The sequence below is a fragment of the Chloroflexota bacterium genome (genome assembly GCA_020161265.1).
Taxonomy (GTDB): domain Bacteria; phylum Chloroflexota; class Chloroflexia; order Chloroflexales; family Herpetosiphonaceae; genus Herpetosiphon.
Genome location: JAIUOC010000003.1, coordinates 205892 through 219558, shown reverse-complemented (window position 1 = coordinate 219558; position 13667 = coordinate 205892). Strand labels below are relative to the sequence as shown.

The window sequence follows — 13667 nt, the reverse complement described above, 5'->3', positions numbered from 1 at the left end:
CGTGCCTCATGATATACTGTCAACAGATTGACATTGCAAGCCCTCACACAATAGGACATAAAGGACACAATGGCTGAACAGACGCACATTCGCAACTTTAGCATTATCGCCCACGTCGATCATGGCAAAACCACGCTTTCGGATCGCTTGTTGGAAGTGACCCAAACGCTTTCTTCACGCGAGATGCGGGCACAAACCCTCGATGCCATGGATTTGGAACGCGAAAAGGGCATCACAATTAAGATGCACCCCGTCCGGCTAGAATATACCGCCAAGGATGGTCAACAATATGCCTTGCATATGATCGACTGCCCAGGCCACGTTGACTTTAGCTACGAAGTTTCACGCTCGTTGCAAGCCTGTGAAGGCGCATTGTTGATCGTTGATGCTTCCCAAGGGATCGAGGCCCAAACCTTGGCCAACGTCTACTTGGCACTCGAAAACAACCTCGAAATTATTCCAATCTTAAATAAAATCGACTTGCCTGGCGCTGAAGTCGAGCGGGTTTCCGAAGAAGTCGAGCATGTGCTGGGCTTGCCACGCGAAGAGATTATTTTGGCTTCGGGAAAGGAAGGCACAGGCGTGCCCGAAATTCTTGAAGCAATTGTTGCCCGTATTCCACCACCCAAAGGTACCAACGAAGCGCCTGCTCGCGCCTTGATTTTCGATTCGCAATACAACGCCTACAAAGGCGTAATTGCCTATATTCGGGTCGTCGATGGTACGATTCGCGCTGGCGATAAATTGCGCTTGATGGGGACCGAAGTGCTGACCGAGGCCATGGAAATTGGCTTCTTCCGACCAGGCATGGTTGCAGGCCAATCACTCAGCGCTGGCGAAGTCGGTTATATCGCAACTGGCTTGAAATCGGTGCGCGATTGCCAAGTTGGCGATACGATTACCTTGGTCGAGAATCCGGCGGCTGCACCGCTTGCGCCTTACGAGCCAGCCAAACCAATGGTGTTTGCTGGTTTGTATCCCGTCGATTCAGGCGATTACACCTTGCTGCGCGATGCACTCGAAAAATTGCGTTTGAATGATGCGGCGCTTTCGTTTGAGCCAGAAACTTCGGCTGCGTTAGGTTTTGGCTTCCGCGCGGGCTTCTTAGGCTTGTTGCACATGGAAATTGTCCAAGAGCGGCTCGAACGTGAATACAACATCGATCTGTTGGTCACAGCGCCAAGCGTGGAATACCAAGTGCTGACCAATGCTGGCGAAATTTTGATCATCGATAATCCCTCGGAATTGCCCGATGTTGGCCAAATCAGCCAGATCGAAGAGCCGATGATGTCGATTAGCATTATCGTGCCAACTCGCTACATTGGCGTGGTTATGGAGCTAGTTACAGGCAAACGCGGTATTTTCCAAAGCATGGATTATCTCGATAAAGAGCGGGTCGTGCTGAAATACGAAATTCCACTTTCAGAAATTGTGGTCGATTTCTATGATTCGCTGAAATCGCGTACCCAAGGCTATGCTTCGTTGGATTATCATCTGAGCAGCTATCGCGCCTCGGATTTGGTCAAGCTTGACGTGTTGGTCAATGGCACAGCAGTTGATGCACTTTCGATGATCACCCACCGCGACAATGCCTATCGCCAAGGCCGCCAATTGGTCGAAAAGCTGCAAAAGCTGATTCCACGCCAAATGTTTGAAGTACCAATTCAGGCAGCGGTTGGCTCACGGGTCATCGCTCGCGAAACCATTCGGGCCATGCGCAAAGACGTGTTGTCGAAATGTTATGGTGGCGACATCACCCGTAAGCGCAAGCTCTTGGAAAAACAAAAAGAGGGCAAGAAGCGCATGAAGATGGTTGGTAACGTCGAGATTCCACAAGATGCCTTTATGGCGGTCTTGAAGCTCGACAGCTAAAGTCGTTCCCTTATGACCTTTTCCTTGCAAGGGTAGGTTTTTAGCTAAATATTGGACATATTCATTCCTGATCACCACCCTTCCGTCCCGCCTCAAGGCGGGAGACGCAGGGGGCTTTAATCCCCCTGCACCCCCTCAAGGGCAATTAGTGATGGGCAGAAACCCACTGATGAACCATAGGATCATTGGTTTGTAATAGAACGGGATGAATAAAAAGCCTCTCGCCCATTGCGGTGGACGAGGGGCTTTGCTTTTAACGAACTCCAGCCATGGCAAAGGGTAAAAAGCTAAAATACTGGGTTTGGGCAATCATGCCAGCCTCAAATGCCCCAATATCGCAACGCACGGTTTGATCGTTATTGCCATCGACAGGCCGTGGATAGAGCCGTTGATCAACTAAGCCACATTCGGCAGGCCCAGCATCAAGCGCCGGACTAGCAGCGGTCAAATTAAAACTGCGTGAACTGCCACCATGCAGCGCAAACTCACCAAGCAAGGGGTCAAGATTAAGCAGATCGCTGGCTTGCGGATTGAGCAATTGACATTGGCTGGTTGGTTGTTCCAATAAATTGTGGCCATGGCTAGTCAGGTTACCAAGACAATCATTGGCAGTTTGGCTGGGTGTGTGCCAATTATTGGCGATCATGCTATTGCTCAATGCCAATGTGCCGCTGATTGAAACGCCAGCCCCACCAATACCCCCAATAAAACGATTGGTATTTGAAACCACGGTCGAATTAGTCAACGTTAAGACCGAGGTAACTCCACGCTGATCCAAGGCTCCGCCCAAACCACGGCTATCGTTGAAGGCCAGCGTGCTGGTATCGAGTAGCATTGTTCCGGCTTGTTGGCTAATCGCTGCCCCTGAGGCATGGCAGGTTTCACGCAGCCGATTGACTCCATTACTACGATTGGCGCTAAACTCGCTGCGATAAATTTCGCTATTGCCGTGGCTTTGCAGCAATGCGCCGCCTTGATCGGCATAATTTTCAATAAAACGTGAATCGCTGATCAACACGCGCCCAGCATTAGCGACTGCGCCACCACTAGCGCAATAAAAATTACCAACCCCACCATTTTGTCCAAACAGGCTGTTGATAATTTCGGCCTCAGCCCCTTGATTAATTTTGACCGCGCGTGGCTGATTTTGCTGAAATTCGCTAGCTTCGATCAGGGTCATGCCTTTGATTGTATCGACTGCCGCGCCTTGCTCACCTTGACCAATTGCCAAACGAATCTGGCTCTGGCTGAGGGTTAAATTGCCGCCATCGTTAGCTATCGCCATACCTGTGCCCGCCGTATCGGCCTCAAAAATTGTATGAGCAATGTTGACAGTGCTTTGTTTGATGTAGAGACCGCCGCCAATGCCAACCCCACCCATAAAAATGGTGCGCACCTCGTTATCGTTGAAAAAGCTGTTTTGAATGTTGAGCGTGCCCGCCAAACTGGCCACCCCACCACCATAATTGGCGAGACCATATAAAATTGGCGAGGTAATAATGCCATTGTGAATCACACGAACATGATTGAGGGTTAAATTACCATCGCGTTGAAAAATACCATGCCCATAGTAGGTTGCTGTATCATCATTATTCAAAATATAGCCATTGCGAACTTCCACATGCTCTAAGGTCAATCGGCCTTCGTGCAGATCCAACACGCGATCAGTCACGTTGCCATCGATGATTGTGGTCGCTGAACTCACTCCCGTAATTTGTACCGATCCGCGCAGATCCAAATCGCCAGTTAGGCCTTGATCGTCGTCACGGCCAGTTTGGGTTAACCGATAGACTCCAGCGGGCAGCAAAATCTGATCAGCGCCATCGCCAGCAGTACAGGCATCCACCGCTTGATCGCTGGTCGCCGCTAAAATTGCCTCGCGTAGTGAACAGGTTTGGTTGCTGGGGTTAGTATCATCAACCGTCGTGGTAACTTGAATCTGATTGGTTGGAATAAGACTGCTTGTGTGAGCTTGGGCAGAATACCAACCACTGCCTACTAGAAATGCTAGTAAACTCCAACGAAAAGACCTCATTGTGGTTCCTCCAGGTGCAACAACACTATCTGGCTATTGTAAAAGTCCACCTGAGGCTGTCAAGCATGCTAGTGTGCAGGTGATGTTAGGTCAGAAATTATTAAATGCCGAATTTCTAAGCCTTGATTTTGATGATTAAGTATACCATTATGAACAATTCCACGGGGCGAAACTTGGGCATATTGGTTATCGAGCCATAGAATCAAACCCAAATCGCTGGTTGGCGCGTTGGCGGTTTGGAGCACTAATTGCTGATCAAGCCAAAATTCCACCCGATCAGCGTACCAGTCGATTTGATACTGCTGCCACGTATTCCAACTGAGTTTGATTGGCTGGCTGCGCACGCCCAAGGCCAGTTGCAACAATGGCAAGCAACAGCGTTGGCGTAACCACGTGTTTTGGCTCAGCACCAAGGCCAAGGGAGCGAGCGTTAACAAGCTCAAACACCAGCCCAAGCGCGGTACAAAGCTCATTGCTAGCCAACCATTGCTCACGCCGTTGGCAGTTAATTCAAGTTGGCTGGCGGCGCTCGCATAAAAAAACCACAAGGCTTGGGGTAGGCGCAAACGCCGCAGGCCTGTGCCAGCCGGATCATTCCACCAACCAAAGCCTGCCGTACCCACAAAATCCTGAGGATCGCCTAAAAATCGCGCTTCGAGCTGCAAACGTACTGGAGCATGCCAGCCCAAACCGTTTTCAACATAATCATCCAATTGCGCATCGCTATAAACCATGCGATCATGCTGATGCAGGGTGAGCCGCACGCCAGCCTCAATCGGCTGAATTTCGGCCCGATTGGGTGTCCAGGCATGCCAGCGCCGCCCCCAGAACGAGCGAAAAGCCATTAGGAGACTCCTATGTCGCAAGCCTTGTTAATTTTTGATGGAACCTGCGATTTTTGCACACGCGCCGCCCGTTGGATCAAACACCTCGATCGTCAACAACGAATTCGGATTGAGCCATTTCAAAAACCTGGCGTGCCCGAATCGGTTGGCTTGACCTACGCTCAATGTGAGCAGGCGGCATGGCTGCAAACCAGCGATGGTAAATTATGGCGTGGGGCAGGTGCGGTTAATGCAGCCCTGAGCATCGCCACGGGCAAGCGTTTGGCCTTAGGCTTTTATCAACTTTGGGGTATTCGCCACATTCAGGATAGCGTCTACAAGTTGGTGGTCAAATATCGCCATCGCATCCCAGGCGATACACCCCATTGCCAACAATTTCCTGCCGATTGCCCGAAATTAGGCTGAGCCAAGTTGTTCGAGCAGCCATTCGAGCGCCCGTTTAGCCGAAGCTTGTTTGTTGCCCAAACGATCGTAGGGCCAAATATGCTGCTCGACCAAGCCTTGATTGGGCAAGTACAAACCCAAATAGACTAAGCCGACTGGCTTTTCAGGGCTACCGCCGCCTGGGCCAGCAATGCCAGTCGTGCTTAGTCCAACCGTCGCGCCGAGTGCTTGAGCCGTTCCTTGCGCCATGGCCAAGGCAGTTTCAGCACTCACCGCGCCAACGGTCGCCAAAGTTGATGTTGGCACCTGCAGCAACGTTTCCTTCGCGCTATTGGCATAGGCAATAATGCCGCCCAAATAGACAACTGAGCTACCAGCAATATTGGTCAGCCAATCGCCCACCAAGCCGCCAGTACACGATTCAGCGGTCGCCAGCGTCCATTGGCGTTGCGCAAGGGCGGAAATCACAGCTTGGGCTAAGGCTTGCGACATCGCTTTATCCTGCCCGCTGTTTGCCGAGTAACCGAAATGCCGTAAAGCCCAAATAAATAATGAAGCCAATAATTAAGAGCTTGAAAAGACCCTTAAACAGCATGCCAACAAACAACAAGGCCAGAATAGCCAAAATAATTTGCACCAGTGTACGATTCATCGTTAGTTCCTTCTATGATAAGCCAATATCCCACGTGGCGGCGATTTCTTCTTTGGTAAACGAGCGAAAAGCCAAAACGGTTGAGGTGCGCACAATGCCTTTGAGGCTGCCAATTTGGTCGGGCACAGTTTTGGCGAGCTGATCATAATCGGCCAAGCGCACAATCGCGATAATATCCCATTCGCCAGTGACCGAATAGACTTCAGCCACACCTTCAATCGCGGTTAATCCCGCCGCTACGCCGTTGGCAGCGCTTGGTTCAGTTTGAATATGCACAAATGCGGTGATCATCGCTAGTTCCTCGCCATAGCATGCAAAAAATTCAGTTTATTTTAACACACTCGCTAAGCAACTTAGGGCAGCAGGCGTAGGCGCTGAATCGTGACGGTTTGCTGCTCAGCACCCGCCACAACCGGATCAAGCCGCAGCATGCCGATTGGGCCTTGCCAAGTTGGGATTTGGCTAAGATCAAGGGTGTAGGTATGCAGCGCTCCATCACCAATCACATCCCATGAGATCGAATGATCTTCGGTTGCACCCTCGCCTGGAGCCATCCAATACAGTTGGCCATGTTGATTTGGCAAGGTGCTGGCCATAGTAATTTCTAGGCTACGCCATTGACTGCTCGCCAGATTAATCCGTGGGCTAAGCAAATGTGGGTCTTGCTGTGGGATAAATGTCCAGCCAGCGCCCCAAGTGCTAGCAGTAATAAAATTCTCGCGCCAGCCCAAACTCCAATTCTGCCAGTGCCAATCAGGCAAGCCTTGAGGAATCGGGTCGAGCTTAAGATAACGCGCATGGGTCAGGGTAATTGGCTGGGATTGGGCTAAAAATGGGGCAAAACATGCGGCAACTGCTGATTGCTCTAGCCCATAGCGTTCGAGCAAAATTGGGCTAGGCTCGACTGCCTGTTGATCAAGCCAAACCGTATAGCCAGCACTGGTGGTATCGACGATTTTAGCGCTAATTTCCAAGCAACCATGCTGCCAATCGCCAGGGCTAACGCTGAGTGGTAAGCTGTTTGGGCGCTCAAATTCATATTCGGCATACAAAGCTTGCAAGCCATTCGGCACGAAATAAAAATCGTTGGACGTACCAGTTTTGGCCAATTCAGTAACAATTTGGCGATCTTGATCGTTGGCCGCAGCGCCATTGGCATAAATTTGCCAGCCATTGCTAAGACTCATTCCAACTAAGGCCAAACTTAGGGCGGGCTGCCACCAACGGCGCTGCGGCAGCTTGATCGTATGTAAACTAAGCGTGATCAATAAAGCCCACGGCGGCAAGCAAGCAATCCAAAATTCAATATTATCTGGCTCCCACCAGCCAAAAAAGAGGCTATAGGTAATGAGCCAAGTTGCGGCCAACACCACTAACATTCGTGATTGTCGCCACATCAAACGCCAACGCCAAGCGATCAGGCCAAGGCTGGCCAGTAACACCGCGCCACCTAACCAACCATGGATGGTATGTTGCCAGCCATTAAGCAAATTGGCAAACGTATTGGCATTGGTTGTGCCCCACAAACCAGTATTGGCATATTCAAACAGCCACTGTTGCACTTGTGGCCATGTGCGGAAGCCACTCAAGCCAAACATCACGATGGCATAGCTGCCACCAACCACCAGCAGCCCAACCATGGCATACTGCAAAAATGCCTGCCAGCGTTGTTGCCAAGCGGTAGTGCCCCACGCAGCGCTCAGCCAAACCGCCAGCACCGGCACAAGCCAAAGGACATTGGTTTGATGAAAAAGGATTGCCGCGCTATGGGCTAGCCCAAGCCAGCGCCAATTGCTCAGTGTTTTGGGAGCTTCGGCGAGTCGAATCAATAAACCAGTGGCAATAATTAAAAACAAACCCGCCAAGGTATAGACCTCGACTTCAACTGCGTAATACCACCAAGCGTAGGCTCCGCCAACCAGCACACTGCCGCTGGTTGCCAGCCAAGGCTGGTTGGTCAAACGCTGAAGCAAACGCCACCAAATGATCACGCCGCTGGCTCCAGCTAATACATTCAACATTTGCAACGGCCCAAACGCCATACCTCGATAGCCTAAACCTTGGCTGAGCCAATAAACAATCTCACCAAGCGGCCCATACAACAAATGATGGGGATGAAACGATTCACGCCATGGCTTGGCTTGCACCGCCGTCGCGTAGGAGTAGGCATCGAAGGTATGAATTTGGGTGAGCGTCAGGCTATAAAGCCCAATTAAGCTCAGCCACGCTAAACCAAGCTTTAATCGAGAATGTTGCTGCATGTGGCTTCCAAAAAGCGAGCTAAAACAATGACACAGCCTGTTGTACAGACTGTGTCATAGTACCATTGAATAGGTGATAGGTTATTTAGTTGTCCACGGCAGATAGGTTTTTTGCTGTGGTGGCGTTACCACAACTATGCCTTGCATACTGCCATGCAAGCTACAAACATAGCTGAAGGTACCAACTTGATCGAAGGTTACTGCATAATCTTGGTTCTGGCTGAGGTTGTCTGAATCCCAAATGAACGGTGTTTGGCTACGAGTCGTGGTGTGGGTTGAAGCATCAAGGTTACGCCACAAGACGCTCGTTCCCAAGGTAACCGTAATTGGGCTAGGGCTAAACCGGAAGTTTTGAATATTGACGGTTTGAGTGGTCGCGAAATCAAAATCTTGGATGACGGTCTGATTGAGAACCACCGTGACCGTTGCCACTTGGGTTTCCAAGGCCATAAATTCGCTAGAAATCGTATAGGTTCCCGGGGCTAAGGCTAAGTTATAATCGCCGTTAGCGTTGGTTTCGGTGGTGAAGTTACCGGGGTTGGCGGTAATGCTAACACCAGCGCGAGCAGTGCCATTGAGCGTTGCATGACCGCTAACAGTACCAGTCACATCGCCAAATTCAAAGTTTTCGGTGGCAACTTGGCCTTTGACAATTGTTACTTGGCGAGTAATCGGTGTTTCATTTGGCACAGTGACGGTTGCGCTGTAAAGGCCTGCTGGCAAGCTAGTGCTATAGACACCAGTGGTTTTGCCAAATTCAACCACGCCAACGCTATTTTCCAAGCGAATTGTCGCTGAGGTTGCTGCCGTGCCATTAACCGTGATGCTGCCTTGCAAGGTTGGAGCAATCGCATTCAGGGCATTGACATAGCCATGACCAAAGGTATTGTTTGGAATGCTTGTGCCAGCAACGCCACCACAAGTTTGGGTTGAAGGCGCAGCAGTAGCGGTTTCTTGCAAGATCGCGCGAGTCAGATCAACTTGGCCCTGCAGTTCTGGGCGAGCCGACCACAACAAGGCTACAACCCCAACCACATGCGGGCTAGCCATACTCGTGCCCGAACTTGAACCATAGTCACTATCACTGCCATTGATGGCCGAACGCACAGATGAGCCAGGCGCAGCAATATCAGGGCCAATCCGGCTGGCACCATTATTGGTAGCTGGGCCACGGCTGCTAAACCCAGAAATTGCCCCAGTTGAGGTATGTGAGCCAACCACAAAGCTTTCAGGATAGATCGCGACTGGCGTGGTGATAGTGGCACAACTGCTACCATCGTTCCCTGCCGAGGCGACAAACATAATCCCTGCATTGGTCACATTTTGAACTGAGGTTTGAATGCCATCAGAAGGAGTATTGGTACAGCCTTCTGATGCTAGACAGCCCCATGAGTTGTTGATAACGTGGGGTGCTTTGCTGGGGTCACCTTGAGCACTCGTACCAGCAGCAGGGAATGGAGCCAGCATCCAGTCGATACAGCGAATGTAGGTTGCAGGCGTACCGTTGCCAGCATCCATATTACGGCAGGCGATCCATTTTGCGCCAGGCGCAACCCCAATTTGTTCACCTGTGCCGTTATCGCCAACCACCGTACCAACCGTGTGAGTTCCGTGCGAGTGATCATCACAAGGTGCGTTAATCGCAATCCCACAGGGGTTAGTTCCGCCTAATGAGGTACGAATACCGTCGTACCAGTTGTAATCGTGGCTGGCAGTTGTACCATCCCAACCGCGATACTTATTTTTCAAAGCAGCGTGAGTCCAGCGCACCCCAGTATCTTCGCCAGCAATCACAATCCCTTGGCCAGTAATGCCTTTAGCCCACACTTCGGGCGCTTTGACATAGTTAACCCCCCAGGTCGTGGTATTGACTGCTTGGGGTGCTGGATTGGTTTCGGCAGCTGGTTTTTCGACCGTGACCACAATTGAATCTTCGATCAATTGCTTGACGCTGGCTTGTTCGGCCAGCCATTGGGCACTGGCTAAATCAAGCGTCGCATACAAGGCGTTAACCGAGAGAAAACCCTCGGATTGAATCCCGCGGTTGCTGAGTTCAGCGAGCAACGGGGTTTGATCGCGTTGGGCTTGTTGGCGAAGAGCAGCAACGACCGCAGCGCCTTTGGCCTCTTTGCTTGCCAAACGATCAGCAAAGTTGGTATCAACTTGGGCTTGCAAAAGCACCAGCGTTGGTACTTGTTGGCCAGCATTCAGCTTTGCCAGCAGGGCTGAATCGGCTTTGCTTGCGAGACGGTCGGGAGTGTTGGCGGAGGCGCTTGGCAGACAAAAGCCTGCTAACACCATTAGGAGGATGAATGGTTTGATCAGACGCATAGGCTCCCCACACAGGTAAAAGATATTAAGGTTGAAGGCAAGTATAGCAAACTTTTGGGCATGGTAAAATAGCATGATGCTGATAGATTGCCCAATACGCTGAATGGAAGTTTATGGAAGATTTTTTGCGCCGAGCAGCGGCGGATTTACATATTGGGGTTGAACAAACCAGCCCAACCACTTGGACACTAACTATTCCTGGTAGTTTGGCGCGAGTTTTTGGTAAAGAAACGGTTTTGGTAACAACCGATAAGCAGGTGGCGGCGCTCGACCCTGATCTTCAATTACTTTCGCCCAACTCATCGTTGACCTTGCGTTTAGCCGAACAACTGCGCTCACGTGGGCGGCCAACTCATCGCGCTCGCTTGGAATGGTATCCCGATCAAGCGGCATTGCTGGCCGATGTGCAGGAAGCTCAATTAATTCAAGGCCCAAACTTGCAACTGAGCGGGTTGCAACAGCACATTGTGTTGCGAATTACCTTTCGTATTCGCTTTGAACGCGAGGTGATTGAGGAAAAAATGGTGGCCTGTTGTGTCGATTATGAAACTGGCCAGGTTTGGCCAACCATCACCGACATTACCAATTTACGCGATCAGCTCACGCCGTTGCCCTCGACTGGCTTGACCGATGAGCATGTGAATGTGGCCTTGCACCATGCCCGCCGCTGGCTTGAGCGCTTGCTCTACCCCCAAAAAGCCCTGCACGAAGCCCAACTGGCCCAATTGCTAGCAGTTGAAAAAGCGCGGATCAATGCCTTCTACGATGCGCTCGAAGAAGATTCGGGCCTAGCGCTCGGAGCCAAAGAGGGCGAATCGAACAAGCAATATGCCCTCGAAGAAGAGCGTAAACGCCTACTCGACGAGCAAGAATATCGCTATGCCTTGTCGTTGGCTGCCGAAACTGTCAGCGTAGCCACAATTCAAACGCCAGTGCTGCATATTGGCAGCAAACACCAACCGCATTTGATTGCGATCTCGCCCTTATTTGAGCCAATGATTCAATTGCCCCATTGCCAAACCTGTGGCCGCCAAGCCAGTTTGGTGGCGCATAAAGAACAACTGGTTTGCAATGTTTGCCACCAGGTGCTGGCCCAATAAGTTTTTCACAGCCCCAACCCCTCTCTGACATGCGAAGAGAGGGGCCACCCATGCCCAATTGCTTAATAAAGGTTAATCAAGAATAGGACTTAAGGCGCTTGCAAGGGCTTACAAACAAAACTATGATACTAGCCAAGCATAGATCCTTTGGTTCTCAGCCTTCTACCCCTTCTATGCAAATCAGTTGTTGTAGCCAACCAGATTGGCATGGTACTGAGCGTTGCAGAAGTAAAGGGGAAGTATGCGTTACACCCAGCCCTATCTTGAATCATTGCGCCCAATTGGCGACCCTGCTGCCGATAACTTGATTGAACAATTGGCAATTAATGGCGATTTAGTGCGGGTCAGCCAAGTGTTACGTCAAATCACCAAAAACGATCAGCCCTTGCCTCGCGATTTACCCCCCATTCTGTTCGATTGGCTCGAACACCATTGCAGCCCCCCTGGTTCAATCGATTGGCAACGGATCAATAATGGCGCAGCATTTTTTGCTCGCTATGGCATGGCGATCACGGTCGTACTCTCAACGGCAGCTTTGGTTGGTTGTTATGCAGCTCAAAAAGGGGTCAAAGTGCTGACCCAAACCCAACGCTTGCAGGCCGAACCCTATCGCCGAGTTACTGAATCGGGCCATTTTGTGATGACGGTGTTACAACCGCAGGCGCTCCAAAGCAATGGGGCTGGCTTGCAGGTAATTCAAAAAGTGCGCCTAATGCACGCCGCTGTGCGTTATCAAATTGCTCACGCTGGCCAATGGCAGAGCGCCGAGCTTGGTGTACCGATTTGCCAAGAAGATATGCTGGGCACGCTGATGGTGTTTTCGTATGGCGTTATTTGGGGCTTGGAGCAACTGGGCTATCGCCTAGCCGCACAAGCTGCCGAAGATTTTTTGTATACTTGGTGTGTGATTGGCGAATTGATTGGGGTTGATCCGGCCAGCTTACCACGCTCGATGGCTGAAGCCGAAGATCTGGCCTATAGCATCTCCAATCGTCAGCATGGCCCGTCTGATGAGGGGCGCGAATTGACCCAAGCGCTGCTAGCAATGCACACTGGGCTTTTACCAGGCCGCTTTTTCGATGGCATGGTTCCAGCATTAATTCATCATCTCGCAGGTGATGAGGTTGCTCGCTGGATGGGCGTGCCGCAAACCCGTTGGAAATATGCGGTACGCTATCTCAAAACCCTCAATAGTGCCATGCGTAGCATCACCCAACGCTTTCCAGCTATCGATGAGCAATTTGATCGACTGACCTTCTTGCTGCTCCAACGTTGGACTGGCGCAATCCATCGTGGCGAACTTAGCGAAACTCTCAGCGAACGCGTGGCCTAATTTTCAACCAAGCCCCAGCCAATGCTACACTGAGACCGATCTGGCTTCGCCACGATTGGTCTTTTTTCGTCCTTGACACAATTCAGTTTACAGTGTAAATTTATTTATAGATTTACACTGTAAATCTATAGAGGTTTTGAAATGGCGCGGACTCGTAATCAAGCACTCAACGATGAAACGATCGTTCAAATTAAGCAAGCAGCCCGCCAACTGATGGCGCAACATGGCACAGCTGGCTTATCAATTCGTGGGATTGCCAAAGTTCTATCGGTTAGCCCACCAGCCCTGTACCACTATTTTGCTAATTTGGAAGACCTGATTACAACCTTGATTGCCGATAGTTTTAATAGTTTGGCCGATACCTTGGATGCTGTTGGGCTTAAATCGCGTACAAAAACCAAGGCTGGGCGTTTGTTGACAGTATTTGAGGCCTATCGCCAATGGGCCTTTGACCATCCGATCGACTTCCAATTGATCTATGGCAATCCAATTCCTGGCTATAACGCGCCGCGCGAAATTACGGTGCCAGCGGTGGTTCGCACCTTTATCACGCCAGTTCGCTTGGCCGATCTCGCGATCAAAGCCGGTGAATCAAGCCTCAACGATTTTCGGATTCCAGCATTTTGTGCTGAGCATATGAACGCCATGATTGCCGAACATGGCTATCCTGTGTCGTTAGAGTCGATGTACCTGATTATGACCCTTTGGACACAAATTCATGGCCTAATTATGTTGGAATTGTATGGACACCTTAGCTCGAATGTTGGCAATGCCGACGCTTTCTATCGCCATCGTGTGATCGAAATGCTGCATACGTTTGGTTTTGACGATCTAACTTAATTCAATTTGGCCAG

General features: G+C 50.7%; 12 protein-coding genes. 5 read left to right on the top strand and 7 right to left on the bottom strand.

Features of this window, described 5'->3' with window-relative positions; translation table 11 throughout:
• The first annotated feature begins 69 nt into the window (after nucleotides 1-69).
• Nucleotides 70-1872 carry a translation elongation factor 4 gene (gene lepA, locus LCH85_08185; protein ID MCA0351964.1) on the top strand — a complete coding sequence of 601 codons (1803 nt, stop codon included), beginning with the start codon at nucleotides 70-72 and terminating at the stop codon, nucleotides 1870-1872.
• A gap of 253 nt (nucleotides 1873-2125) precedes the next feature.
• Here the strand turns inward: lepA and LCH85_08180 are convergent, their stop codons facing one another.
• Nucleotides 2126-3907 carry a CSLREA domain-containing protein gene (locus tag LCH85_08180; GenBank protein ID MCA0351963.1) on the bottom strand — a complete coding sequence of 594 codons (1782 nt, stop codon included), beginning with the start codon at nucleotides 3905-3907 and terminating at the stop codon, nucleotides 2126-2128.
• A 68-nt stretch (nucleotides 3908-3975) separates the two neighbouring features.
• On the bottom strand, nucleotides 3976-4752 hold the full coding sequence (locus tag LCH85_08175; GenBank protein ID MCA0351962.1) for a hypothetical protein: 777 nt from the start codon (nucleotides 4750-4752) through the stop codon (nucleotides 3976-3978).
• Nucleotides 4753-4764: 12 nt separating this feature from the next.
• Here LCH85_08175 and LCH85_08170 point away from each other — a divergent pair, with 12 nt between their 5' ends.
• Nucleotides 4765-5157, top strand: a complete 393-nt coding sequence (locus LCH85_08170; GenBank protein MCA0351961.1) for a DUF393 domain-containing protein — start codon at nucleotides 4765-4767, stop codon at nucleotides 5155-5157.
• Here LCH85_08170 and LCH85_08165 read toward each other — a convergent pair.
• The 5 genes from LCH85_08165 to LCH85_08145 form a co-directional block, all read right to left on the bottom strand.
• Nucleotides 5149-5628 (bottom strand): CinA family protein, encoded by a 480-nt coding sequence (locus tag LCH85_08165; protein MCA0351960.1) that lies wholly within the window; start codon nucleotides 5626-5628, stop codon nucleotides 5149-5151. The genes LCH85_08170 and LCH85_08165 overlap by 9 nt on opposite strands.
• Nucleotides 5629-5632: 4 nt before the next feature.
• Complete coding sequence (locus LCH85_08160) at nucleotides 5633-5788, bottom strand: hypothetical protein (GenBank protein ID MCA0351959.1); 156 nt, start codon at nucleotides 5786-5788, stop codon at nucleotides 5633-5635.
• 12 nt (nucleotides 5789-5800) lie between these two features.
• Nucleotides 5801-6079: an Lrp/AsnC ligand binding domain-containing protein gene (locus tag LCH85_08155; GenBank protein ID MCA0351958.1), complete on the bottom strand. Its 279-nt coding sequence runs from the start codon at nucleotides 6077-6079 to the stop codon at nucleotides 5801-5803.
• A 62-nt stretch (nucleotides 6080-6141) separates the two neighbouring features.
• Nucleotides 6142-8049, bottom strand: a complete 1908-nt coding sequence (locus LCH85_08150; protein MCA0351957.1) for a DUF2723 domain-containing protein — start codon at nucleotides 8047-8049, stop codon at nucleotides 6142-6144.
• Nucleotides 8050-8130: 81 nt separating this feature from the next.
• Complete coding sequence (locus tag LCH85_08145) at nucleotides 8131-10380, bottom strand: S8 family serine peptidase (GenBank protein MCA0351956.1); 2250 nt, start codon at nucleotides 10378-10380, stop codon at nucleotides 8131-8133.
• A 113-nt stretch (nucleotides 10381-10493) separates the two neighbouring features.
• Here LCH85_08145 and LCH85_08140 point away from each other — a divergent pair, with 113 nt between their 5' ends.
• The 3 genes from LCH85_08140 (at nucleotide 10494) to LCH85_08130 (ending at nucleotide 13653) form a co-directional block, all read left to right on the top strand.
• Nucleotides 10494-11480, top strand: a complete 987-nt coding sequence (locus LCH85_08140) for a hypothetical protein (protein ID MCA0351955.1) — start codon at nucleotides 10494-10496, stop codon at nucleotides 11478-11480.
• Between the two features lie 241 nt (nucleotides 11481-11721).
• Entirely contained in the window at nucleotides 11722-12813 is a 1092-nt protein-coding gene (locus LCH85_08135; GenBank protein MCA0351954.1) for a DUF2236 domain-containing protein, read from the top strand.
• Nucleotides 12814-12954: 141 nt separating this feature from the next.
• Nucleotides 12955-13653, top strand: coding sequence for a TetR/AcrR family transcriptional regulator (locus LCH85_08130; GenBank protein ID MCA0351953.1), 699 nt, complete (start codon nucleotides 12955-12957; stop codon nucleotides 13651-13653).
• Nucleotides 13654-13667: the final 14 nt, after the last annotated feature.